A 24,440-nucleotide genomic window follows, 5' to 3' on the forward strand; every position below is an offset into this window, starting at 1 on the left:
CCGCCGTCACCCCTCGAGCGCCGACAGCTGGATCGCGCACGGCGTGGGCGGTGCGGGATCCAGCTGTCGGCGGAGGTGGGGCTGGCTAGCTCACCACTCGCGGGCGGCGGGGATGAGGGTGCCGGGGTTGAGGTTGCGGCCCGGGTCCACGCCCTTGAGCAGGGTCACCTGGACGTCGACGCCGGCGGCGGAGATGTCCTCCTCCAGCCAGGGCGTGTGGTCGGTGCCCACGCCGTGGTGGTGGGAGATGGTCCCGCCGTTGTCGACGAAGGACTGCTGGACCGCGCTCTTGACCACCCAGTACTGGCGCAGCTGCTCCTCCATGTCCGGGCTCCCGGACACGAAGGCGAAGGTGAAGTACAGGCAGGCGCCGGAGTGGTAGCTGTGCGAGAGGTGGCACATGATGTAGCCGCGCACGCCCAGGGAGTCGAAGGCGTCACGGGCCGCGCGGACGGTGAGGTGGTAGACCTCCATGAGCCGCGACCAGGGCATCGCCGTCTCCGACACGTCGGCGAGCGCGCCGATGTCGAGGAGGAAGTCGCGCAGGTAGGGCGTGTCGAACTTCTTCTGGTCGTACAGCGCGCCGGGGCCCTTGCCGAGCTTGACGCCGCCGTGCTCGCGGACGATCTTCCCGACCGTCGCCTTGTCGGCCTTGACGCGGGCGCTGCCGCCCTCGTAGCCGACGTAGCTGAGGCAGGCCTTGTCCAGGTCCCAGCCGCGCTTCTCGAGGAAGCCGAACAGGCCGTCCTGGACCGCCTTCTTCGCGCCCTTGGACGCCTTCTGCGTCGACAGCGAGAACGCCGTCTCGTTGCCGTCGGAGACGCGGGTGACCGACGGGCGGGCGTCGGACACCGAGATCGCGTGCATGGCCTGGACCGCGCTGCCCCAGTTGGGGAAGAGGTAGGCGATGATCTCGCGGTTCTCCGGGAGCCGGTGGACGTGGACCCACGCCTCGGTGATGACGCCCAGGCGGCCCTCGGAGCCGAGGATCATCTCGCGCACGCTCGGGCCGGAGGACGTGCTCGGCAGCGGGCGCAGGACGATGACCTTGCCGGGCAGCACGACCCGCATGCCGCGGGTGATGTCGGCGATGTCGCCGTACTTGTCGGACTGCATGCCCGAGGAGCGGGTGGCGATCCAGCCGCCGAGGGTCGAGTGCTTGAAGCTGTCGGGCTGGTGTCCCATCGTCCACCCGCGGGCGGTCAGCTGCTCCTCGAGGTCCGGGCCCAGGACGCCCGCCTGCACGCGGGCCAGGCCCGCGTCCTCGTCGACCTCGAGGACGCGGTTGAGGCGTCCGAGGTCGAGGGAGACGACCGGGCGGGTCTCGTCGGCCGGCGGGGTGAGGGAGCCGGAGATGTTCGAGCCGCCACCGAAGGGGATGAGGACGGCGTCGCTCGCGACGACGGCGTCGACGACGGCGCGCACCTCCTCCTCGGTGCCGGGGTAGACGACGACGTCGGGCACGCGCGGCAGGTGGCCGGCGCGGACCCGGACGAGGTCGACGAGGCCCTTGCCGTAGGTGTGGACGACACGGTCGAGGTCGGTGGTGACGACGTGGTCCTCACCGAGCGCGGAGCGCAGCTCGGCGGCGAGGTCCTCCGGGAGCCGGGTGGCGGGGACGTCGATGTCGTCGAAGGACGGCGGGGGCGTGCCCGGGGCCGAGAGGTCGATCCCGATCCTGTCCATGACGAAGGGCGCCATCTTCGGCTTGTCCCGGTAGTTGAAGGCGATGCCCTCCACTCCCCAGCCCCACCACTTCTGGTGTGTCACTCCCGTCACGAAGCCTCCTCCTGGGACCGGCCCTCCGGCCCGCCCCTCCTCGAGTCGCCGACGACGTACGGCGTCTGCATGGTCATCATGGTGCTGATGTGCTGGGCGATGCGGTCGCTGAACTCGCGGGCCGTCTCCCCGGGGTGGGGCCGCATCGGTCGGCCGATGAGCACCCGGACGGGCGGACGGCCGGGCGCGGGCCAGAAGCGACCCACCGGCATCGCCTGGTGGGTGCCCAGGAGCGCGACCGGGACGCACGGGACCCCGGAGGTCGAGCACAGCACGGCCGCACCGGGCTTGAAGGGGCGCATGACGCCGTCGCGGCTGCGCGTGCCCTCCGGGAAGAGCAGGATCGGCAGGCCGCTGGTGAGCAGGCGCTGGGACATGCCCTTGTTGCGCCCGCGGCCGCCGGTGCGCTCGATCGGGTAGGTGTTGAAGAAGAGCGAGGTGAGCGCCTTGACCCACCAGCGGGAGTAGAAGTAGTCGGCGGCGGCGCCGACGGTCAGCCGCTTGGTGAGGCGGTAGGGGAGCTGGGACACGAGGACGCCGGTGTCCAGGTGGCTGCAGTGGTTGGCGACGACGACGAAGGGGCCGCGCAGCGAGTCGACGTTGTCGGTGCCCTCGACCGTCGTCGTCGTCACCGCCGAGACGACGGGGCGCAGCACGAGCCGCTGCGCGACGAAGCGCATGGCCCGGTGCCAGCGGGCGTGGTAGCGGCTCAGGCTGGAGGCGTCCTCGCCCCCACGGCCGCCCCGTGCGGAGTCCCCCTCGGTCACGACCGACCTCCCTGGATGAGTGCGGTGGCGCGCCGCACGAGCGGCCGCGGTGCGTGCGCGGCGAGGAACGCGATGACGCGGAAACGGAGGGAGGGCACCGAGCGGACCCGTCCCTTCTCGACGTCGTCCAGCGCGTCGGCGACGACGCGGTCGGCCTCGAGCCAGAGGAAGCCGGGGATGGCGCTCGTGCGGATCTTCGCCCGCTCGTGGAACTCGGTGCGCACCCAGCCCGGCACGAGGGCGGTGGCCTGGACGCCGGTGCCGGCGAGCTCGAGGGACAGGGACTCGGAGTAGGTCCCCACCCACGACTTGATCGCCGAGTAGGCCCCCATGGGGACGAGCCCGGCGACCGAGGCGACATTGACGATGACGCCGCGCCCCCGGGTGACCATCGCGCGGCCCGCGGCGTTGCCGAGGACGAGGACGGCGCGGACCATGACGTCCAGCGACCGCTCGACCTCGGTGAGGTCCTCCGCGAGGAGGGGCACGTGCACGCCGTGGCCGGCGTTGTTGACGAGGACGTCGACGGGGGAGTCGGCGTCGAGGAGCCGCGCCGCGACGGCGTCCACGTCGTCGCGCGCCGCGAGGTCGGCCACGAGCGTCTCCACCTCGACACCGTAGCGCCACCGCAGCTGCTCGGCCGTCTTCTCCAGACGCTCCCGGTTACGGGCGACGAGGACGAGCGACAGGCCCCGGGCCGCCAGAGCGCGGGCGAACTCGAGGCCGAGGCCGGAGGTGCCGCCGGTGACGAGCGCCCGCCCGCCCAGGACGGAGGACTCGGCGGGCGCCGAGAGCGGGCGCCGGGGACTGGTCGTCATCGCTGGACGCCCTCCTTGAGGCTGCGCAGGACGGGTGCCACCCGGCCCTCGACCGTCGTCGTCCAGGAGAGGACGGGCCAGCGCTGGGCACGTGCGTAACGGTAGAGCTGGGCGTCGGGGTTGACCACACGGGGGTTGCCGACGACCTCGAGCCAGGGCCGGTCGGCGTAGCTGTCGCCGTAGGCGTAGGACGCGGACAGGTCCAGGCCCTCGTCGCGGGCGTAGCGCGTGAGCCAGGTGGCCCGCGACTCCCCGACGAGCGGGGAGGCGAGGAGGTGGCCGGTCCAGCGGCCGTCGTCGTCCGTCTCCATCTGTCCGGCGACGACGACGTCGAAGAGCGGGGCGAGCGGCTCGACGAAGACGTCGATCTCCCCGGTGACGAGGACGGTGCGGTGCCCGGCGGCGCGGTGCGCGCGGATCTGGGCGACGGCCTCGGTGAGGACGTCCCGGCGCAGGGAGTCCTGGACGCGCTCGAGGATCGCCGCCCGGAGCTCCGCCTCGTGGGTGCCGGCGTAGCGGCGCATGAAGGTGCGGATGAAGTCGCCGCGGTCACGCATCTCGGCCTGGAGGTAGCGCGGGCCGAGGGCGACGAGGTTGCCCAGCGCCTTGGGCCAGCCCGAGGGCGGCTGGGTGGCGAGCTCGACCCACAGGTACTGCTCGACGAGGGTCGCGGCGATGACGGTGCGCTGGAGGTCGAAGACCGCGACGACGTCGCTGCGCTCGGGCAGCTCGGTCACGCGCGGCGTGCCGGCCTTGGGCCGCTCGCCGCGCATGAGCCCGGGCACCCCGGGGATGTGGACCTCCTGGAGGTAGTGGCGCCAGTCGATCTCGGTGACGTCGAAGCCGTGCTCGACCTGCCGCTCCGGGGGCAGGGAGGCGTGCAGCGCCCGGGTGCGGGCGTCGTCGAAGATGACCTCGATCTGCGTGTACGGCTGGTAGAGCGCGGTGAACTTGCGCAGCGTGTTGATGTCGCGGCGCGCCTTGTAGAGCGTGGACATCCACTCGCGGGTGCGGGCGCGGGCGGGCAGGCGGCCGACGGCGCGGTCGGCGATCTCCACGGCCTTCTCCCGGCGGCGCACCGCGCGCTCGACGGCGCCGCGGTGGGGGAAGGACCACGAGGGCACCGAGACGTGGGAGCCGCTGGAGTCCTTGAGCGGGTTGGCGGAGAAGTACTCGCGCACGTACTCGTAGAGCTTGCCGAAGCGCAGCGGGTTCGTGATGCCCGAGGAGACCTGGTAGTAGCTCGCCTCGCCGGTCTGCGGCGGGGCCGCCGCCGCGGCGAGGATCGCGTTGACGACGAAGTCGACGGGGATGACGTCGAGGACGGTGTCCGCCAGCGCCGGGAACTCCGGGAGCATGCCGCGCCCGTAGGCGGCGATGAGGGGGTCGGCGACCTTGAAGCCGTCGATCCAGCCCGGGTAGGGGTGGCGGAAGGAGGACTCGATGATCGTGGGGCGCACGACCGACAGGCGGTGCCCGCCGCCCTGCCAGAGGGTCTCCGCGACCCGCTCACCCATCGCCTTGGTGAAGGTGTAGACGTCCGGCCAGCCGAGGGACTCGGCGCGGGTGCGGGCGTGGTGGACCAGCTCCTCGCGGACCCAGGCGGCGCGGGCGGCCTCGGCGGCCTGCGAGACGGCGCGGGGACCGGCGCGGCGGTGGTCGGCGTCGGCCTGGCGCAGCAGCGGCTCGAGGACCTCGGGACGGCGGGAGGCCTCCTCGGCGGTCTGGCGGGCGGCGAGGGCCGAGCGGAGCTCGGTGCGGTAGTCGACGTCGTGGTCGAGGCTGCGCTCCTCGGCCACGCCCTTGCGCAGGCCGGCGACGTAGCTCGTCGAGACGTGGACGACGTGCGGGTCGGTCCCGGTGGCGAGGAGCCGCTCGTAGAGGTTGACCGGCCCGGCGACGTTGGCGGCGAAGGCCTCGTCCACGGGCAGGTCGAAGGACACGCTCGAGGCGGAGTGGACGACGACGTCGAGGTCGTCGGGCAGCTCGGGGACGTCCTCGAGGTCGCCGGAGATGACGGTGACCCGCTCGGTGAACGCGGCGAGCGCGTTCTCCTCACCGACCGAGTCGCGCCAGCTGCGGAAGACCGGCTTGCGCAGCAGCTTCTCCGCGCGGCGCTGGGCGCTGAGGTCGCCGCGGGGGCGGACGAGGATGCTGACACGGGTTGTCGGGTAGGCGGCGAGCAGCTTCTCGACGACGGCCTGGCCGACGAAGCCGGTGGCGCCCGTGACGAGGACGTGCGCGTGCTCCAACGGTGAGTGCATTTGCCGAACTCTATAGCCGAGGGCCCCGAGTCCAGAACTCCCCCCGGTCCCGCGCGCCGCGACCCGGCGGTGCTCAGCCGGGGCGCAGCTCGTAGTGCGGCAGGCCGAGCGCGGCGATCTGCTCGTCGAGGCTCGTCACCTCCTCCCGCCAGGCGCGGTGGTCGGCCGACGAGTGCGCGGCGGCGAACTCCGCGCGCGTGCCGGCCGTGCGGACCACCTGGAGGGCGAAGGCGCGGGCACCCGCGTCGCGGGCGCGCCGGGCGATCTCGACGGCGTGGCGGGCGGCGGGGGAGCCGGGCGCGACGGTCGTGCGCACCTCGTGGTCGACGCCCGACGCGACGAGCAGGTCGAGGCACTCCCACGCGAGGTGGCCCGCACCGGGCCGCCGCACGACGTCGTGGTAGTCCTCGGGCAGCGCCTTGAGGTCCAGGCCCACCCAGTCGACGTCGCCGAGCAGCGCGGCCAGCCGCCGCGGGTAGGGCCCCGCGGTGTGGAGACCGACGGCGAACCCGAGCCCGCGCACCTCGCGGACGGCGGGGAGGAGCGCGCCCTGGCGGGTGGCCTCCCCGCCGGACATGACGACGGCGTCCAGGAGGCGTCGTCGTCGGCGGAGGAAGGCGAGCACGTCCTCCCAGGGGAGCGTGCCGGGGGTGCGCGGTGCGATGAGCGCCGGGTTGTGGCAGTAGGAGCAGTCCCACGGGCAGCCCTGGCAGAAGACCGTCGCGGCGAGCCGCCCGGGCCAGTCGACCGTCGACAGCGGCGTCATCCCGGCGACCTGGAGGTCGCCGGCACGGGCCGGTGCGGGCGGGTGGCCCGCCGCGACGGTGCTCACGGCGCCGCGACGGGGGAGGAGACGGCGGCCTGCTCGGTGAACATCTCCCGCTCGGCGTACTCGCCCTTCTTGCCGATGTTGAAGGAGCTGACCGGCCGGAAGTAGCCCATGACGCGGGTCCACACCTCGCAGGCCACCGGCTCCTCGCGGTCGACGCCGCAGCGCGGGCAGGTGTGGTGCTCACCGGCGAGGTAGCCGTGGTTCGGGCACACCGAGAACGTCGGGGTGATGGTGATGTAGGGCAGGCGGAAGCTCTCCAGGGCCCGGCGCACGATCTCCTTGCACGCCTGCGCCGAGGAGATCCGCTCGCTCATGTACAGGTGCAGGACCGTGCCGCCGGTGTACTTCCCCTGCAGCTCCTCCTGCCGCTCGAGGGCCTCGAAGGGGTCGTCGGTGAAACCGACCGGAAGCTGGGAGGAGTTCGTGTAGTACGGGTTGGTCTCGGTGCCGGCCTGGAGGATGCCGGGGAAGCGCTTGCGGTCCTCCTTGGCGAAGCGGTAGGTCGTGCCCTCCGCCGGCGTCGCCTCGAGGTTGTACAGGTGCCCGGTGGCCTCCTGGTACTCGACCATCCGCTCGCGCACGTGGTCGAGGAGACGGGCGCACAGTGCGTGCCCCCGCGGGTCGGTGAGGTCGTACTCGCCGAGGGTGAAGTTGCGGACCATCTCGTTCATGCCGTTGACGCCGATGGTCGAGAAGTGGTTCTCGAGCGTGCCGAGGTAGCGGCGGGTCCACGGGAACAGGCCGCCGTCGATGTGCTCCTGGATGACGACGCGCTTGAGCTCGAGGGTGTCGCGGGCGATGTCCATGAGCTCGTCGAGGCGGCGGACGAGCCCGGGCTCGTCGTGCGCGTGGAGGTAGCCCAGGCGGGCCATGTTGACGGTGACGACGCCGAGCGATCCGGTCTGCTCCGCCGAGCCGAACAGCCCGTTGCCGCGCTTGAGGAGCTCGCGCAGGTCGAGCTGGAGACGGCAGCACATCGAGCGGATCATGCCCGGGTCGAGGTCGGAGCTGATGAAGTTCTGGAAGTAGGGCAGCCCGTACTTCGCGGTCATCGCGAAGAGCCGCTCGGTGTTCTCCGCGTCCCAGTCGAAGTCCTTGGTGATGTTGTACGTGGGGATCGGGAAGGTGAAGACCTGCCCGTTCGCGTCGCCCTCGGTCATCACCTCCATGTAGGCGCGGTTGACGAGGTCCATCTCGTGCTGGAGCTCCCCGTAGGTGAAGTCGCAGGGCTCACCGCCGATGAGCGGCACCTGCTCGCGCAGGTCCGGCGGGCAGGTCCAGTCGAAGGTGAGGTTGGTGAACGGGGTCTGGGTGCCCCACCGGGAGGGGACGTTGAGGTTGTACACGAGCTCCTGCACGCACTGCTTGACCTGCGGGTAGGTCATGTCGTCCAGCCGGACGAAGGGCGCCATGTAGGTGTCGAAGGAGCTGAAGGCCTGCGCGCCGGCCCACTCGTTCTGGAGGGTGCCGAGGAAGTTGACGATCTGCCCGACGGCGGAGGAGAAGTGGCGGGCGGGTGCGGCGGAGATGGCACCGGGCACGCCGTTGAAGCCCTCCTCGAGCAGCCGCCGCAGGGACCAGCCCGCGCAGTAGCCGGCGAGCATGTCGAGGTCGTGGATGTGGAGGTCGCCCTCGCGGTGGGCGCGGCCAGCGTCGGGGGCGTAGACGCGGTCGAGCCAGTAGTTGGCGACGACCTTCCCCGAGGTGTTGAGCATCATCCCGCCCAGCGAGTAGCCCTGGTTGGCGTTGGCGTTCACCCGCCAGTCGCTGCGGTCCAGGTACTCCTCGACGGTGGTGATCGGGTCGACGTGGGTGGGTCGGTGGTCCATGGGCTTCTCCCGAGGCTCGTGCGGTCCGTGGCAGGACAGACGCTAGAGCCGGTGCGTCAGGGAGTAACCACTAGGTGTTGGGGCGTGTCGCTTCTCGCGCCACAAGATGTGGTGGTCGAACCGGACGAATGGTGGCCGGCGCGGGACCTTTGTCCCGGATCCGGGAGACGTCAGACGACGGTGAGGGTGACGGTCGTGCCCGGCACCGCGAGCTCGCCCGCGTCCGGCGACATGCTGCGCACGGTCCCGAAGATCCCGCCGAGCACCCGCTCGACCTTGACGACGAAGCCCGCGGCCTCGAGCTCGTCGGTGGCGGCGCCCACCTGGCGACCGATGAGGTCGGGCAGCTCGACCGGCTGCGGGCCGAGGGAGACGGTGACGGTCACCTCGTCGCCCCGGTAGAGCTGGACGTCCTCACCCGGCTCGGGGCTCTGGCTCACGACCCGGCCGGCCGGGACCTCGGGGTGGTAGTCCTCCTCGACGACGGCGCTCAGGCCGGCGTTCTCGAGGTCGGACACGGCGGTGTCGGTGTCGGCGCCGACCACCGAGACGAGCTCGACGGGCTCCCGCCCGGCGGACACGACGAGGTCCACGGGCTGGTCGTAGGGGATGACCTCCCCGGCCTCCTGGCTCGCGGACATCACCTCGCCCTCGGGGACGTCGTCGTCGTACGGGGTCTCGACCTGCCCGACGCCGAGCTGGGCCTCCTCGAGCGCGGCGGCCGCCTCGTCCTGCGTGAGGCCGACGAGCTCGGGGACCTCGACCATGAGGATGCCGCGGGAGACGTGGAGGACGACGGTGCCGTCGGTGCGGACGCGGTCTCCCGGGGCGGGATCGGCGGAGACGACCTCGTTCTCGGGCACGGTGTCGTGGTGCTCGCGCTCGACCGTGAGGTCGATGCCTGCCTCGCTGAGCACGGCGACGGCGTCGTCCTCGGCGAGACCGACGACCTCGGGCACGGTGACGTAGGCGCCGGGGCCCTGGGTGAACCACCACCACGAGCCGCCACCGGCGAGGGCGAGCAGGGCCAGCACCATGGTGAGCGCGAAGACCCGGCGACGACGGCGACGACGGGCCGGTCCGGCGGGTCCGGGGTCGGGGGCGCCGGCGTGGATCGCGCCGATGGGCAGGGCGACGGTGCCGGCGGGCAGCGGCGTCACGTCGGTGGCGGAGCCGCCGGTCGCCTCGGCGTCCTCCTCCTCGACGGCGGGGGCGACGTCCGCGCGGCGGGCGAGGGTGGGGTCGTCGAGGGTGGCACGCGTGCGGCGCAGGAGCGCGAGGGCGGCGTCGGCGTCGGCGGGCCGGTCCTCGGCGTCGCGCGCGGTGAGGGCGGCGACGAGCTCGTCCACCTCCGCCGGGAGCCACTCGACCCGGGAGGAGGGCCGCGGCACGCCGTCGTTGACGTGCTGGAAGGCCACGCGGATCGGCTGGTCGGCGACGAAGGGCTGGGAGCCGGTGATGAGCTCGAAGAGGACGATCCCGACGGCGTAGACGTCCGCGCGCGCGTCGGCGACCCCGGAGGTGACGATCTCGGGGGCGAGGTACGCGACGGTGCCGAGCACGGTGCCGGTCGAGGCGGCCGTGGCCTCGGTGACGGCGCGCGCGAGACCGAAGTCGGTGACCTTGGGGCGCCCGTCGCGCTCCAGGAGGACGTTCTCCGGCTTGACGTCGCGGTGGACCACGCCGGCGCGATGGGCGCAGGCGAGGGCGTCGAGCACACCGTCGACGACGTCGAGCGCGCGGCCGAGTGGCAGGGCGCCCTGCCGGCGCAGCTCGGTGCGCAGGTTGTGGCCCTCGATGAGCTCCATCGTGAGGTAGCTCGTGTCGTCGGCCAGGCCCTGGTCGTAGATCGCGACGATCCCGGGGTGGTTGAGCCGGGCGGCCGACCGTGCCTCGCGGCGGAAGCGGGCCACGAAGTCCGCGCTCTCCGCGAGGTGCGGGTGCATGGCCTTGAGGGCCACGGTGCGGTCCAGGCGCCGGTCCAGCGCCCGGTAGACGGTGGCCATGCCGCCCCGTGCGATGCGGGCACGCACCTCGTACCGGCCGTCGACGAGACGGCCGAGCATGGGGTCGCTCACGGTGCGCTGCACGGGGCCGAGTCTAGAGTGGCGGGCCCGCCCCGACCGGTAAGGGGACCGGTGAGGCGGGCCGCGTCGTCGTGCTCCGTCAGAACTGCCGCATGAGGTTCTTGATGCCCGCGACGTAGTTGCGGGTGTCGGCGTACATGCCGTTGCGCTTGACCCCGGCCAGGCCCTGGTAGTAGCCGGCGACCGCCTGGTCGAAGTTGTCGGCGGTGCGGACCAGCTGGCGCAGGATCGCGACGCCGGCGACGACGTTGTCCTGCGGGTCGAGCAGGTTGAGCCGGCGGCCGACGAGGTCCGAGGCCCACTGGCCCGAGCTCGGGATGACCTGCATGACGCCGACGGCGTTCGCAGGGGAGACGGCGCGCATGTCGAAGCCGGACTCCTGCTGGGCGATGGCCAGGGCCAGCGCCGGGTCCACGCCCATGGTCACCGCGGTGCTGCGGACCATGGCGCGCATCTGGTCGCGGGAGGGGACGCTCATCGACAGCAGCGTCGCCTTGTTCGTGTTGGCCGCGCCGACGACGTCGCTCGCGTAGGTGCGCCCGAGGAAGGTGCTGCCGACGAGCTGGCCGCCGCTCGTGCTGCCGCCACCCGCGCTCGTGCCACCACCGGAGCCGCCGGGCACGGTGAGACGCTGGCCGACGTAGATGAGCCCGGAGCCGGGAAGGTTGTTGGCGGAGATGATCGCCGACGTCGTCGAGCCGTAGCGCGAGGCGAGGCCCGAGACGGTGTCCCCGGCCGCGACCACGTGGGTGCGGGAGGCGGTGCTGCTCACCGGGACCGTCGCCGGCTTGGCGGCGGGCTTGGCGGCGGGGGCTGAGCCCGAGCCGCCGCCCGAGACGGTGAGGCGCTGGCCGATGCGGATGAGGCCGGGGTCGCTCAGGCCGTTGGCGGAGGCGATGCGCTCGACCGTGGTGCCGTAGCGCTGGGCGATGCCGGAGACGGTGTCCCCGGCGCGGACCACGTGGGTGCTCGCGCTCTGGGCGGCCGGGCGGTTCGCCGCGGGGGCGGCGCTCACGCCGCTGGCGGAGGCGCCGGGGATGGTGAGGCGCTGGCCGATGATGATGAGCGCGCGCGAGCCGAGACGGTTGGCGGAGACGATCTCCTCGACCGTGCTGCCGTACCGCTTGGCGAGCGCCGAGACGGTGTCACCCGCGGCGACCGTGTGCGTGGTGGAGCTGGCGGCGCGGGTGGGGGCGGCGGTCGCGGCCTTGCCGGCGGCCGGCAGGCGCAGCACCTGTCCCACCTTGATGAGGGCCCGGGAGTTGAGGTTGTTCGCCGAGACGATCGCGGAGACGGTCGTGCCCGCGCGGGCGGCGATCGTGCTGACGGTGTCCCCGGCGCGGACCTGGTAGGTGCCCGTCGGCAGGCTGCGCTGGGTGGCGGGCGCGGTGAGCGCGAGCGCCGTGGCGCCCACGGTGGGCGCGGCGGGGGCCGCGGTGGCGGCGCCGGCCGGCACGGTCATCGCCGCGACGGTGGTCGCCGCGAGCACGAGGCCCACGCCGGTGCGGCCGGCGGGGCGGGGCGCCCGGGTGCGAGTGCGAGCCTTCATCGATGTCCTCCGCGACGGGTCCCGGCGTGTCGCAGACGGGACCACAGTGGCTGGTGTTATTGGTGGGGCGAGAGTGAACGCTGTGACACTAGCGTTATCGAGGCGGCACGTAAAGGCGGGGACGGCAGGGGCCGCCGGGCTCGTTAGGCTGCCGGGATGACCGACTCAGACCCCCGCTGGTGCTCCCTGCCCGAGGTCGCCGAGCTCCTCGATGTGCGGCTGCGCGACGTCCGGGACCTCCTGCGCGACCACCACCTGGCCGGCACCCGCCCGCAGGAGGAGGGGCCCTTCCTCGTCCCGCGCGACTTCATCGTCACCGCGGAGGACGGCGCCGCGGAGCCGGGGCCGGTGCCCTCGCTGCGCGGCACGCTCACCCTGCTCACCGACACCGGCTTCACGGTCGACGAGGCCGTGGAGTGGCTGCTCAGCGAGCAGGAGGAGCTGGGCACCACGCCGATCGCCGCGCTCCGGGCGCAGCGGATCCACGAGGTGCGCCGGCTCGCCCAGACCTTCGCGGTCTGAGGGGCGGGCGGCGGCTCAGGCCGCGCGGGCGGTGAGCCGGCGCGCCAGCCCGGTGAGCATCTCGTGGCTCGCGGCGGGCAGGCCGAGCGTGTCCAGCGCGGCCAGGCCCTCGTCGAGGTGGCTGTCGACGAGCCGCTGGTGCTCCTCGACGGCGCCGGTCGTCTCCAGGACGGTGCGCAGCAGCGCGACGTCGTCCGCGGACAGGTCCGGGCGGCCCACGTGCCGCTGCAGGGTGGCGCGCTGCTCGGCGTCCGCGCCCCGCAGCGCCAGGGCGAGGAGCACGGTGCGCTTGCCCTCGCGCAGGTCGTCACCGGCGGGCTTGCCGGTGACCTCGGGCTCGCCGAAGACGCCGAGGACGTCGTCCCACAGCTGGAAGGCCACCCCGAGGGGGAGGCCCACCCGGCGCAGCGCGGCGAGGGCCTCGTCCGGCGCGCCGGCGAGGGCGGCGCCGAGGACGAGCGGGTGCTCGACGCTGTAGCGCGCCGACTTGTGCTGCACGACCGTGAGCGCGCGGTCGACGTCGTCCTGCTCGTTCCACGGCAGCACCTGGGAGCGCACGTCGAGGTACTGCCCCACGGCCACCTCGGTCGTCATGAGGTCCCAGGTGGCTCGCGCCCGCGTGGAGGCGGCGTCGTCGACGAGCCGCCGCGCGAGGTCCATCTCGACGGAGGACACCGACAGGAGCAGGTCGCCGAGGAGGATGGCGCCGGCGGCCCCGTGCCGGTCCGGGTCGCCCAGCCAGCCCCGCTCGGCGTGCTCGCCCGCCATCCGCCGGTGGACGGCCGGCAGGCCGCGGCGCGTCAGCGACCCGTCCATGAGGTCGTCGTGGGCGAGTGCGGCGCCCTGGAAGAGCTCGAGGGCGCTGCCCGCGAGGACGGGCGCCGAGCCGGCCGTCACCGGCCGGTCGGTGAAGGCAGTCCAGCCGGCGGTGCAGAAGGCCGCGCGCAGCCGCTTGCCCCCGCCGAGCAGGGCCTCACCGGCGGACAGCAGCTCCTCCACCCCCTCGAGGGACTCGAAGGGGCGGGTGTGCTCGCGCAGGGCGGTGGCGACACGGTCGGTCACGAGCGTGGCCAGGCCGGCGGTGGGTGCTGCCATGCAGGGCAGCCTACGGGTGGTGGCCGCTGCTCCCCAGGCGAGCAGGCCCGGGTGTCCTCCACAACGGGCGCCTGCGCCCCGGTGGTGGACACCCGCGGCGGTGTGCGATGGGCCCATGAACACGACGACCATCACGATCTCCCAGCCCGAGGACATCGTCGCCTACCTGCCCTACCGGCTCGGCTTCCGCCCGCGGGACTCGGTGGTCCTGCTCGCGATGTGCGGGGAGCGCAACCGCCTGGGACTCGTCACCCGGGCCGATCTCGCGGACATCGGTCACCCGCGGGTGGGACCCGCCCTCGTCCGCGACGTCTCCCGGCTCATGGCGGAGGAGGGGGCCCACGACGTCTTCGTCGTCCTCTACTCCGACCTGCCCCGGGACCGGCTCGCGGCCGACCCTCTCGTGCGTGGCGCCCTGGAGCACCTGCGCACCCTCACCTCGTGGGCGGACCCACCCGGCCCCTGGGTGGTGGGCGCCGGCACCTACGGGTGCTGGGGGACCGGCGAGGAGTGCGCCCCCGCCACCCGCGACGCCGCCGAGCTCGACCAGCGGCCCGTCGTCGCCACCCTCGTCCTCCACGGCCTCGCCCTCGTCCCCGCGCGGGAGGACCTCGCGGTGCCCCGCACCACCGACGCCGAGCGTCGACGGGCCGCCACGCGTGCGACGCGGGAGGGCCGCCGCCGGCTCGCGGAGCTGCGCGCCCGCAGCGGCGGGGGAGCGGCGCTGCCCGGTGCGGCCTTCGGTGTCCCGGGTGCGGCGCCGGCCGTCGACCAGCGGGAGGTGACCGAGTGGCGGGAGGAGGAGCGGCGCCGCTGGGAGCGGCTCGTGGCCCTCGCCGTACGCGGCGCCGTCCTGCCGGCGAGCGAGCTCGGCATGCTCGCGGCCGCCCTGGAGGACAACACCGTGCGCGACAGCGTCCTGTGCTCGGTGATCCACCCGCTGGCCGGCCGCGTGCTCGACCGGGCCCGGACCGAGGAGATCCTCGACCTCGCGATGCTCCCCGGTGGGCCCCCGCCGGACCAGGACAGGGTGGAGCCCGCCGCCGCCGTCCTGCGGGCGCTCGTGGCCTGCGTGCCACGCCGCTCGGGGGCACTGGCGCTCGGCCTGCTCGCCTGGGTCGCGTGGTGGTGCGCCGACGGCGCCCGCGCCGACGTCCTCGCCCAGCAGGCGCTGCGTGCGCGGCCGCGCACCCGCCTGGCCGAGCTCGTCGACGAGGCCCTCGCGGCGCGCCTCCCGCCGGGGTGGGTCCGGACCGCCTCGGGTGACCCGGCGGCCCCGAGCCCGCCGATCCGGTAGCGTCAGCCCACACGGAGCAGGCCCAGGACGTCCCGGCGCGAGCCGGAGGATGGAGTGCTGAATGACGGTCGTCGTGGGCTACCTCGCAACCCCGGAGGGCGAGGCGGCGCTGGAGACCGGCGTCGCGGAGGCCCGACGACGGGACGCACGCGTCGTCGTCGTCATCTCCCGGCGCTCCCGGCAGGAGCAGCACGCCGACGTCGACGCCGAGCTCGACGCCCTGCGTGACCGACTGGACGACGCCGACGTCGCCTACGACGTGCGCCAGCTCGGCCGCGGCAACGACGTCGCCTCCGACCTCGTCGAGACCGCCGAGGAGACGGGGGCCGAGCTCATCGTCATCGGGCTGCGCCGCCGTTCGCCGGTGGGCAAGCTCATCCTCGGCTCCAACGCCCAGCGCATCCTCCTCGACGCGCCGTGCCCGGTGCTCGCGGTCAAGCCGCCCTCCACGGAGCGCCGCTCCTACTGAGTTTCCGCCACCGGCCGGGGAATGCCGGGGGCGCCTGCCGTGTTGACACGGGTGGCTGCCGATGGACTGGCGTCCGCGTGAGACCGCGCGGACGGGCATGGCGAGTTATAATTGTAGGCAGCGCACCGGCTCGAAGCCGGAACCCCCATTCCCCTCCGAAAGGCTTTCTGTGTCGTCGCACGCCCAGAGCACCTCCAGCCGCACGCACGCCGCGCGCACCTCTGCCGGCGGCACCACCGCGTCGGTCGAGGAGACGTCGACGAAGACCCGGGCCAAGGCGCCCGCGAAGTCGACCACGGCCAAGAAGCCCGCGGCGAAGAAGGAGACCAGCACGGCTACCAAGCGCACGGCCACGAAGACCACCGCCGCCAAGAAGGCGGCCCTCAAGGCGGTCCCCGACGTCGAGGAGACCACGGCGACCACTGGCGAGGCGAGCGAGACCGCCGCCGCGCCGGAGGCCGAGGCCACCACCGGCAAGGAGAGCGGGTTCGTCGTCTCCGACAACGACGACGACGACGCCCCGGTCCAGCAGGTCGTCACCGCCGGCGCCACCGCCGACCCGGTCAAGGACTACCTCAAGCAGATCGGCAAGGTCGCCCTCCTCAACGCCGAGCAGGAGGTCGAGCTCGCCAAGCGCATCGAGGCCGGCCTGTTCGCCGAGGAGAAGCTCGCCAGCGAGGACGTCTCCGGCAAGCTCAAGCGTGAGCTCGAGTGGATCGCCAACGACGGCCGCCTCGCCAAGAACCACCTCCTCGAGGCCAACCTCCGCCTCGTCGTCTCCCTCGCCAAGCGCTACACCGGGCGCGGGATGCTCTTCCTGGACCTCATCCAGGAGGGCAACCTCGGCCTCATTCGCGCCGTGGAGAAGTTCGACTACACCAAGGGCTACAAGTTCTCGACGTACGCCACCTGGTGGATCCGTCAGGCGATCACCCGCGCCATGGCCGACCAGGCCCGCACCATCCGCATCCCCGTGCACATGGTCGAGGTCATCAACAAGCTGGCCCGCGTCCAGCGCCAGATGCTCCAGGACCTGGGCCGCGAGCCCACCCCGGAGGAGCTGGCCAAGGAGCTGGACATGACGCCCGAGAAGGTCGTCGAGGTCCAGAAGTACGGCCGTGAGCCGATCTCCCTGCACACCCCCCTCGGTGAGGACGGTGACAGCGAGTTCGGTGACCTCATCGAGGACTCCGAGGCCGTCGTCCCGGCCGACGCCGTGAGCTTCACCCTCCTCCAGGAGCAGCTCCACCAGGTGCTCGACACGCTCTCCGAGCGCGAGGCCGGCGTCGTGTCCATGCGCTTCGGCCTCACCGACGGCCAGCCGAAGACCCTGGACGAGATCGGCAAGGTCTACGGCGTCACCCGTGAGCGCATCCGTCAGATCGAGAGCAAGACGATGTCCAAGCTCCGTCACCCCAGCCGCTCGCAGGTCCTGCGCGACTACCTGGACTGAGCGCACGCGTACGACGAAGGCCCGCACCGGCACGGTGCGGGCCTTCGGCCGTCCTAGCCGCGTGCCGCGTGGCGGTCGGCGTTGGCGTGGATGGCGTCGCGGACGTACTGCGCCAGCCCGGGACGGATGTCCTCGTAGGTCTTCGTGAAGCGCGGGTCGCTCACGTACATGTCCCCGAGGTTGCGGTGGAAGTCCGCCGAGAGCGAGTAGAAGCGCTCGTGGATGTGGAGCCGGGCCCGCTCGGCGGCGTCCATGGCGGCTTCGCTCGTCGCGGGCTCACCCGCCTCCAGGGCGGCGACGAAGGCGGCGTTGACCTCCTCGGCCTCCGCCTTGATCTCCTCCCAGTCGGCCTTGGTGTAGCGGGACGTGCGCTGCTGGGACTGGCGCCACGCGTCGGTGTCGCCCCAGCGGTCCTTCGCCTCGGCGGCGTACTCGTCGCTGAACCCGTCGCCGAACAGCTCGCGCTGCTCCTCCTTGGTGAGGTTCACCCCGGTCATCTCTTTCTCCAGTGCTCGGTCGATGGCCGTGACGAGCTCGGCGAGCTCCTCCAGCCGGGACACGACCGCGGAACGCTGCCGTCGCAGGTGCTCGAGCAGGGCCGGCCGCGTGCCGTCGTCGAGCAGCTGGGCGATCTCCTCCAGGGAGAAGTCCAGCCGCCGGTAGACGACGACGTGCTGCAGGCGGGTGACGTCCTCCTCGGTGTAGAGCCGGTAGCCGGCCTGGCTGCGGGCGCTCGGGCTCAGCAGGCCGATCGCGTCGTAGTGGTGCAGCGTGCGCACCGTGACGCCGAAGCGCTCGGCCACCTGGCCCACCGTCAGCACCGTGAGGACTCCTGTTCCGTCGGTCATGCCTCCACCGTGGCGCCTGACGCCGCGTGAGGGTCAAGCCCATCCTCCCGGACCGCGGGGCTGCGCGTGCGGGATGTGGGCCCGGACCGCCCGGCAGGTCCGGCTGCGGACGAGGGGGGGGCGCGGCCGACCTCTACGATCGACCGGTGAGCACCGACACCTCGACCACGCGCCGGCCGCTGGGCCTGCGCACCTCCGACCTCGTGACCGCCGCCGCCACCGGGCTCCTCACGCTGCCGGACCCGGCCCGCCGCACCCCGGCCACCCGCTTCGCGCTGCGGACCGCCGTCGCCGGGACCACCGGCGCCGGCGTGTGGCTGGGCACGGACGGGGACTCCGCCCTCGACCTGCCCAGCCGGGCCGCGTTCACCGCCGGCGCCGTCGGGCTCGTCTACGGGGCCGCCGAGCTCGGCGAGGCCATGGACCGGGCGCTCCAGCGCCGGCTCGTGCGCATGGGGGTGCGCCGCCCGCGGCTGGCGATGGCCCTGGCCGGCGTCGGCGCCTCGCTGGCCGTCTCCTTCCTCGAGCGGCGGGCCGAGGCCACCGACGAGGAGGACGACGCCCCCGAGGGTCCCGTCCTGCGTCCCCTCCCGGAGCCCGTGCGCGAGCTCGTCGGCGCGATCCTCGCGCACACCGAGGACTACGACTCCCTGCGCCTGCGCGCCCAGCTCGCCGGTGCCCGCGAGGAGGTCTGGGGCGAGCCGGAGGACGCCCCGCAGATGGTCGAGCTGTCCGTGCCCGAGGGCGCCCCGCTCGCCGTGCCGCACTCCTTCACCTTCCCGGTAAGTGCGCGCTTCACCTCCGCGCGCGGGGTGCCCTGTGCCGCGCGTGTCCTCGTCAGCGGCGGCCGGCTCGCCGCCGTCGTCGTCGACCTCGACGACGACGCGTGGGAGGTGCTCGCCGAGGACTGGGACCCTGCCGGCGGCGACCCCGACCCGCTCGCGGACGTGACGCTGCCGCGGGCGCAGGACGTCATCCTGGTGACCGAGGCGCGGGGCTGAGCCTCACACGTCCTTGCCGTAGGCGAGGGACCGGCGCGACTCGCGGTAGCCGAGGCCCGTGTAGAGGTCCAGGGCCCGGTTCGGGTTCTCGACGTCGACGCCGAGGTCGGCCCGCTCGATCCCGTCCTCCCGCAGGGCCCGCATGGTCGCCGCCAGGAGGGCGCTGGCCACGCCCGCGCGCCGCCACGGCCGCCGGACACCGAGGAGGTCGGTCCACCCGGCCGAGTAGCCCTGCGCCGCCCAGTCCTGCTCGTAGGCGGAGGTGAGGCTGTACCCGGCGACCTGGTCGCCGTCGAGGACGACGAAGCTCCACGAGGGGCGGAAGTAGCGCCCGCCGACGCTCTGGCGCTCCCAGTTCTCCGGGTCGCGGGGCTCGCTGCCCCAGTGGTCGGCGAAGGCCTCGTTGTGGGCCAGCCGGACCGGCTCGCTGAGGCCCGGGTCGTAGGGCACGAGCCGCAGGCCCTCCCGCAGGGCGGGCGCGGCGATCTCGGCGTCCAGCGGGCGGGTGAGCTCGAGGTAGACGCGCAGCCGCCGGAACCCGGCCCGGTCCAGGAGGCGCTCGGTGGCGGTGAGCCCGTCGTCGACGTTGACGAGCACGCGTCCCGGTCCGGTGGACCGTGCGGCGGCGATCTTCTCCCGCCCCAGCCGCTCCTGCCAGGCGAGCAGCTCGCGGCCGATCCCGCGGCCGCGCCACAGCGGGTGCACCCCGCCCCAGCAGAAGGCACGGACCGTGCGCACGTCACCCGGGAGCACCTGGACGTGCCCGAAGGCGCGCGGGACGCCGTCGTCGTCGATGCCGATGGTGCTGTCGCGGGCCGGGTCCTTCCACGAGCCGTCGAGCAGCTCGTCGTGGAGGTCCTCGGGGGTGTAGCGCTCGGCGGGGTCGTCGGCCGCCTCGATCGCCCGGACGAGCCCGTGCCAGTCGGGGACGTCCTGCGGGGTGATGGGCCGCCAGCGCAGGCCGGAGACGGGGGCGGGTGCGGTGCTCATGCCGCGGAGATTACGGGGCGCGCCGCCGGCCGTCATGGGAAATAGCGCAGGCGCCGACACCCATCGGGTGCCGGCGCCTGCGGTCTGTCGTGGAGGGCGCCTCTCAGCGGGCGTTGTCCTCGGTGAGACGGTGCGTCTCGTCCTGGATGGCCGTGGCGACCCCTTCGAGTGCCTCGGCGTGCTTGCGGGCGTGGTGCGCGCAGAAGAGCAGCTCCCCTACGGGCAGTCCCACGCGCACATACGCCTGGGCGCCGCAGCGGTCGCAGCGGTCCTGTGCGGTCAGCGGGGCGGTCATCGTTGCGTTCACACCTGCATACAACCACGTCGGCGCCGGAAACATCCCCGGGACGGCACCCCGTTCGCTTCCAGCGGACCGGGTGGCGGGATCCGGTGACCAGGGTCACGACGACGGCCGGCGCGCGGGTGCTCCCCATCACCTCCTCACGGGGTCGTCTTGCGCGATTCCGCGGGTCAGTCCGCGGGAGCGGGGCAAGTCGTTCGTATGATCGCCGGGTGCCTCCCAAGTCGACCGCGTCGCCCTCGCAGTACACCGCCCGTCACCTCTCCGTCCTCGAGGGGCTGGAGGCGGTCCGCAAGCGCCCGGGCATGTACATCGGCTCGACCGACTCGCGCGGCCTCATGCACTGCCTGTGGGAGGTCATAGACAACGCGGTCGACGAGGCCCTCGAGGGCCACGGCGACGCCATCGCCGTCGTTCTCCACCCCGACGGCTCCGTGGAGGTCCGCGACAACGGCCGCGGCATCCCCGTCGACACCGTCGACTCCGTGGGCCTGAGCGGCGTCGAGGTCGTCTTCACCAAGCTGCACGCAGGCGGCAAGTTCGGCGGCAGCTCCTACGCCGCCTCGGGCGGCCTGCACGGCGTCGGCGCCTCCGTCGTCAACGCCCTGTCCGCGCGCCTGGACGTCGAGGTCGACCGCGGCGGCAAGACCTACCGGATGACCTTCCACCGCGGCGAGCCGGGCACCTACGACGACCGCGGCGGCGCCGGCCCCGAGGCGCCGTTCGCGCCCTTCACCGACGCGAGCGAGCTCGCCGTCGTCGGCAAGACGCCGCGCGGGCGCACCGGCACCCGCGTGCGCTACTGGGCCGACCCGCAGATCTTCCCCTCGACCTCCCAGTTCTCCTACGACGAGCTCGTCACCCGCGCCCGCCAGACGACCTTCCTCGTCCCGGGCCTGACGATCACCGTCCGCGACGAGCGCCGCCTGCCCGGCACGCCGGGGGAGGACGGCCCGGTCGAGGAGGTCTTCCGGCACGACGGCGGCGTCGTCGACTTCGCGGAGTTCCTCGCCACCGACCCGCCCGTCTCGGACATCTGGCGCCTCACCGGCAGCGGCACCTTCACCGAGACGGTCCAGCAGCTCGACGCCTCCGGCCACCTGCGGCCGCAGGAGGTCGAGCGCACCTGCGAGGTCGACATCGCGCTGCGGTGGGGGCAGGGCTACGAGACGACGGCCCGCTCCTTCGTCAACATCATCTCCACGCCCAAGGGCGGCAGCCACCTCACCGGCTTCGAGCAGGGGCTCGTGCGCACGGTGCGCAAGCAGATCGAGGCGAACTCCCGGCGTCTCAAGGTCACCGCCAAGGACCCGAAGATCGAGAAGGACGACGTCCTCGCCGGCCTCACCGCCGTCGTCAACGTCCGCCTGCCCGAGCCGCAGTTCGAGGGCCAGACCAAGGAGATCCTCGGCACGGCGCCGGTGCGCGGCATCGTCGCGAACGTCGTCGACAAGCAGCTCACCGAGATCCTCACCTCGCCCAAGCGCCACGAGAAGGCGCAGGCTTCCGCGGTGCTCGAGAAGGTCGTGGGGGAGATGCGCGCCCGCGTGCAGGCGCGGCTGACCAAGGAGATCTCGCGGCGCAAGAACGCGCTGGAGAGCTCACGGCTGCCCGCCAAGCTCGCGGACTGCCGCACCGACGACGTCGAGCGCTCCGAGCTGTTCATCGTCGAGGGCGACAGCGCCCTCGGCACGGCGAAGCTCGCGCGGTCCAGCGACTTCCAGGCGCTGCTGCCGATCCGCGGGAAGATCCTCAACGTCCAGAAGGCCTCACCCGCCGACATCCTCCGCAACGCGGAGGTCGCCTCGATCATCCAGGTCATCGGCGCCGGATCCGGGCGCACCTTCGACCTCGACGCCGCCCGCTACGGCAAGGTCATCCTCATGACCGACGCCGACGTCGACGGCGCCCACATCCGCACCCTCCTCCTCACGCTGTTCTTCCGGTACATGCGCCCGCTCGTCGAGGCCGGCCGCGTGTACGCCGCGGTGCCGCCGCTCCACCGCGTGGAGATCGCGGGCTCGGGCGGCAAGAAGGGCGAGAAGATCTACACCTACTCCGAGAGCGAGCTCCACCAGCTGCTGCGCAAGCTGGAGAAGCAGGGCAAGCGGTACAAGGAGCCGATCCAGCGCTACAAGGGCCTGGGGGAGATGGACGCCGACCAGCTCGCCGAGACGACGATGGACCCCGCCCACCGCACCCTGCGGCGGGTGAGCATGGCCGACGCCCAGGCGCTGGCCGAGGCCGAGCGGGTCTTCGAGCTCCTCATGGGCAACGACGTCGCCCCTCGCAAGGACTTCATCGTCGCCGGTGCCGGCCAGATCGACCGGGACCGCATCGACGCGTGACGCGCCCCGCACCGACCACCATCGCCAGCGCACTTTAGGATTCCGACATGCCCGACACCCTCCCCGACCGCGCCGCCCCTCCCGCCCACGCCGCCGTGCCCGCCCCACACCTCGGCCTCACCTGGCGGGCGCTCACCACCGACGACGTCGACCACGTCCATGCGCTCATCGGGCGCTGCGAGGCCGTGGACCAGCCCGTCCTGCGCACGGCGCGCGCCCAGGTGGAGGACGTCCTCGGGCGCCCGGCCACCGGGATGAAGGCCGACAGCCTGGGCGGCTTCGACAGCTCCGGGGAGCTGCGCGCCGCAGCCTTCGTCCACGCGCCGCTCGGGGACGAGACCCACGCCCGCGTGTTCATCTCCGCGTCGGTCGACCCGTCGTGGCGCGGACGCGGCATCGGCCGCGCCCTGCTCACCTGGCAGGACGACCGTGCCCGCCAGATCCTCGCCACGCTCGACCCGAGCCTGCCCGGGCGCATCGCCGCCTACGTCGACGAGGACCTCGAGGACCGCCGTCGCCTGTACGCCGCGGCGGGCTTCAGCCCCAAGCGCACCTTCCGGGAGATGCGCCTGCGGCTCACCGAGCCGCCCGCCGTCGTCGACGTCCCCGAGGGCTACGAGATCCGGCAGTGGAGCCCGGAGATCGACGACGCCGTCCGCGACGCCCACAACGAGGCCTTCCGGGACCACTGGGGCTCCCAGCCCGTCGCCGAGACCACCTGGGCGGCCTCCCACCGTTCGCTCGAGGCGGCGTGGAGCGTCGTCGCCGTCCACCTCGAGACCGGCAGCGTCGCGGGCTACGCGCTCACTGCCCGCCACGAGCACCAGTGGGAGGCGCTGGGCCACACCGAGGGCTACACCGAGCTCCTCGGGGTGCTGCGCGCGCACCGCGGCTCCGGGGTGGCGCGCGCGCTGCTCTCCGCGGTCCTCGGTGCGCTGTACCGCGACGGCATCGAGGTCGCGGCGCTCGACGTCGACATGGAGAACCCCTCCGGCGCCCACCGCTTTTACGAGCGCATGGGCTACGAGCCGCAGGGCGCCCGGATCCTCTACACGATCGAGGTGTGACGCGTCCCGCTCAGCGGTGCCGCCGGTAGGCCGCGGCGCGGTGAGCACGTATCGTCGGAGCATGCTCGAGGACTACGACGGCGCCGGCCGCGCCCCGGCGCCCCGCGCCGCCGTGGAGGGGACCGGCGTCGAGCTGCCGCACGGGCACGACCTGCGGTGGCACTGGCTGACCCTGGAGAGCAACGACGCGCTCGTCGAGCTGCTCGGGCGCATCGAGGAGCACGACGACCCGCCCTACCGCACGACTGCCGAGGAGTCCGCGGAGACCTTCGTCCAGGTGGGGGCGGACGCCGGCAACGCCAAGGTCCTCGGGATCGACGCCGACGGCGTCCCCCGCGCCTACGCGATCGTGCGGGTGCGGCCCACGGCCGGCACCTACCGCGCGCTGTGCGACGGCGGGGTGGACCCTGCGTGGCGCAGCCGCGGGATCGGCGCGACCCTCCTGGACTGGCAGCTGCGGGCCGCCCGCGTCATCCTCGACGCCGCCGGGCAGGGCAGCGCCCTGGCCGTCGTCCACGTCGAGGACAACATGACCCACGCGCAGACCATGCTGCGCCTGGCCGGCTTCGTCCCCACCCGCTGGTACACCGAGATGCGCAGGGACCTTGCCCTCCCGCTGCCGGACGTCCAGCCCAAGGGCAAGGTCACCATCGAGCCGTGGAACCCGGCCCTGGACGACGCCGTCCGGCGCGCCCACAACGACGCGTTCAAGGACCAGTGGGGCGGGGAGCAGCACACCCCCGAGACCTGGGTGCAGGGCCGCACGTACTTCGCCCCGCAGTGGAGCTTCATCGCCCTCGACCGCACGAGCGACCGTGCGCGCGTCGCGGGCTACCTCATGTCCGGGCGCTACGAGGGCGACTGGGAGGCGCAGGGCTGGACCGAGGGCTACACCGAGATCCTCGGCGTCCGTGAGGAGTGGCGCGGGATGCGGGTGGCCACGGCGCTGCTCGTCACCGCGATGCGCGCCTACGCCGCCGACGGCATGGAGTACGCCGGCCTCGGCGTCGACTCACCGGCGCCCGGCGGCGACTTCGGCCTCTTCGGCCAGCTCGGCTACGAGCCCACGCGCCACTCGCTCATGTTCACCCGCTCCGTCTGACCCAGGGCGACCAGCCCCACCC

General features: G+C 73.3%; 19 protein-coding genes and 1 pseudogene. 8 read left to right on the plus strand and 12 right to left on the minus strand.

Annotation, left to right across the window (positions count from 1 at the left end):
* Nucleotides 1-90: 90 nt before the first annotated feature.
* From H9624_RS02350 to H9624_RS02385, 8 genes are all read right to left on the minus strand, one after another.
* Nucleotides 91-1,779 carry an FAD-binding oxidoreductase gene (locus H9624_RS02350; protein WP_251838300.1) on the minus strand — a complete coding sequence of 563 codons (1,689 nt, stop codon included), beginning with the start codon at nucleotides 1,777-1,779 and terminating at the stop codon, nucleotides 91-93.
* Nucleotides 1,776-2,546 (minus strand): lysophospholipid acyltransferase family protein, encoded by a 771-nt coding sequence (locus H9624_RS02355; RefSeq protein ID WP_251838301.1) that lies wholly within the window; start codon nucleotides 2,544-2,546, stop codon nucleotides 1,776-1,778. The genes H9624_RS02350 and H9624_RS02355 overlap by 4 nt, the downstream gene beginning before the upstream one ends.
* The gene (locus H9624_RS02360) at nucleotides 2,543-3,364 is read right to left on the minus strand and encodes an SDR family NAD(P)-dependent oxidoreductase (RefSeq protein ID WP_251838302.1); all 822 of its coding nucleotides are present in this window, start codon (nucleotides 3,362-3,364) and stop codon (nucleotides 2,543-2,545) included. Before H9624_RS02360 ends, H9624_RS02355 begins: the two co-directional genes overlap by 4 nt.
* Complete coding sequence (locus H9624_RS02365; protein WP_251838303.1) at nucleotides 3,361-5,628, minus strand: HAD-IB family hydrolase; 2,268 nt, start codon at nucleotides 5,626-5,628, stop codon at nucleotides 3,361-3,363. The genes H9624_RS02360 and H9624_RS02365 overlap by 4 nt, the downstream gene beginning before the upstream one ends.
* Nucleotides 5,629-5,701: 73 nt before the next feature.
* On the minus strand, nucleotides 5,702-6,460 hold the full coding sequence (locus H9624_RS02370; protein ID WP_251838304.1) for an anaerobic ribonucleoside-triphosphate reductase activating protein: 759 nt from the start codon (nucleotides 6,458-6,460) through the stop codon (nucleotides 5,702-5,704).
* Nucleotides 6,457-8,289: a ribonucleoside triphosphate reductase gene (locus tag H9624_RS02375; protein ID WP_251838305.1), complete on the minus strand. Its 1,833-nt coding sequence runs from the start codon at nucleotides 8,287-8,289 to the stop codon at nucleotides 6,457-6,459. The genes H9624_RS02370 and H9624_RS02375 overlap by 4 nt, the downstream gene beginning before the upstream one ends.
* A gap of 170 nt (nucleotides 8,290-8,459) precedes the next feature.
* Nucleotides 8,460-10,379: a Stk1 family PASTA domain-containing Ser/Thr kinase gene (gene pknB, locus H9624_RS02380; RefSeq protein ID WP_251838306.1), complete on the minus strand. Its 1,920-nt coding sequence runs from the start codon at nucleotides 10,377-10,379 to the stop codon at nucleotides 8,460-8,462.
* A gap of 76 nt (nucleotides 10,380-10,455) precedes the next feature.
* The gene (locus H9624_RS02385) at nucleotides 10,456-11,925 is read right to left on the minus strand and encodes a lytic transglycosylase domain-containing protein (RefSeq protein WP_251838307.1); all 1,470 of its coding nucleotides are present in this window, start codon (nucleotides 11,923-11,925) and stop codon (nucleotides 10,456-10,458) included.
* Nucleotides 11,926-12,081: 156 nt separating this feature from the next.
* On the opposite strand from H9624_RS02385, the gene H9624_RS02390 reads away from it, so the two are divergent.
* Nucleotides 12,082-12,447, plus strand: coding sequence for an Rv2175c family DNA-binding protein (locus H9624_RS02390; protein WP_251838308.1), 366 nt, complete (start codon nucleotides 12,082-12,084; stop codon nucleotides 12,445-12,447).
* Between the two features lie 15 nt (nucleotides 12,448-12,462).
* On the opposite strand, the gene H9624_RS02395 is transcribed toward H9624_RS02390, so the two are convergent.
* Complete coding sequence (locus tag H9624_RS02395) at nucleotides 12,463-13,542, minus strand: polyprenyl synthetase family protein (protein ID WP_251838309.1); 1,080 nt, start codon at nucleotides 13,540-13,542, stop codon at nucleotides 12,463-12,465.
* A gap of 115 nt (nucleotides 13,543-13,657) precedes the next feature.
* On the opposite strand from H9624_RS02395, the gene H9624_RS02400 reads away from it, so the two are divergent.
* From H9624_RS02400 to H9624_RS02410, 3 genes and pseudogenes are all read left to right on the plus strand, one after another.
* Nucleotides 13,658-14,839, plus strand: a complete 1,182-nt coding sequence (locus H9624_RS02400) for a DUF4192 domain-containing protein (protein ID WP_251838310.1) — start codon at nucleotides 13,658-13,660, stop codon at nucleotides 14,837-14,839.
* A 61-nt stretch (nucleotides 14,840-14,900) separates the two neighbouring features.
* Entirely contained in the window at nucleotides 14,901-15,308 is a 408-nt protein-coding gene (locus tag H9624_RS02405; RefSeq protein WP_251838311.1) for a universal stress protein, read from the plus strand.
* Nucleotides 15,309-15,492: 184 nt separating this feature from the next.
* Nucleotides 15,493-16,761, plus strand: a pseudogene (locus H9624_RS02410) (RNA polymerase sigma factor); the annotation flags it as partial.
* 53 nt (nucleotides 16,762-16,814) lie between these two features.
* On the opposite strand, the gene H9624_RS02415 reads toward H9624_RS02410, so the two are convergent.
* The gene (locus tag H9624_RS02415; RefSeq protein ID WP_251838312.1) at nucleotides 16,815-17,609 is read right to left on the minus strand and encodes a MerR family transcriptional regulator; all 795 of its coding nucleotides are present in this window, start codon (nucleotides 17,607-17,609) and stop codon (nucleotides 16,815-16,817) included.
* Nucleotides 17,610-17,755: 146 nt separating this feature from the next.
* Between H9624_RS02415 and H9624_RS02420 the strand changes: the two genes are divergently transcribed.
* Complete coding sequence (locus H9624_RS02420; protein WP_251838313.1) at nucleotides 17,756-18,610, plus strand: hypothetical protein; 855 nt, start codon at nucleotides 17,756-17,758, stop codon at nucleotides 18,608-18,610.
* A 3-nt stretch (nucleotides 18,611-18,613) separates the two neighbouring features.
* Here the strand turns inward: H9624_RS02420 and H9624_RS02425 are convergent, their stop codons facing one another.
* Both H9624_RS02425 and H9624_RS02430 read right to left on the minus strand, forming a co-directional pair.
* Nucleotides 18,614-19,600, minus strand: coding sequence for a GNAT family N-acetyltransferase (locus tag H9624_RS02425; protein ID WP_251838314.1), 987 nt, complete (start codon nucleotides 19,598-19,600; stop codon nucleotides 18,614-18,616).
* Between the two features lie 103 nt (nucleotides 19,601-19,703).
* Nucleotides 19,704-19,895, minus strand: a complete 192-nt coding sequence (locus H9624_RS02430) for a DUF7455 domain-containing protein (RefSeq protein ID WP_251303393.1) — start codon at nucleotides 19,893-19,895, stop codon at nucleotides 19,704-19,706.
* Between the two features lie 218 nt (nucleotides 19,896-20,113).
* Between H9624_RS02430 and H9624_RS02435 the strand changes: the two genes are divergently transcribed.
* The 3 genes from H9624_RS02435 (at nucleotide 20,114) to H9624_RS02445 (ending at nucleotide 24,418) form a co-directional block, all read left to right on the plus strand.
* A complete protein-coding gene (locus tag H9624_RS02435) occupies nucleotides 20,114-22,249 on the plus strand; it encodes a DNA gyrase/topoisomerase IV subunit B (RefSeq protein WP_251838316.1) in 2,136 nt (711 codons plus the stop codon).
* Between the two features lie 47 nt (nucleotides 22,250-22,296).
* The gene (locus H9624_RS02440) at nucleotides 22,297-23,316 is read left to right on the plus strand and encodes a GNAT family N-acetyltransferase (RefSeq protein WP_251838317.1); all 1,020 of its coding nucleotides are present in this window, start codon (nucleotides 22,297-22,299) and stop codon (nucleotides 23,314-23,316) included.
* Nucleotides 23,317-23,377: 61 nt separating this feature from the next.
* Complete coding sequence (locus tag H9624_RS02445; RefSeq protein ID WP_251838318.1) at nucleotides 23,378-24,418, plus strand: GNAT family N-acetyltransferase; 1,041 nt, start codon at nucleotides 23,378-23,380, stop codon at nucleotides 24,416-24,418.
* The last annotated feature ends 22 nt before the right edge of the window (nucleotides 24,419-24,440 follow it).

The sequence above is a fragment of the Oceanitalea stevensii genome (genome assembly GCF_014837105.1).
Lineage (GTDB): Bacteria > Actinomycetota > Actinomycetes > Actinomycetales > Actinomycetaceae > Oceanitalea > Oceanitalea stevensii.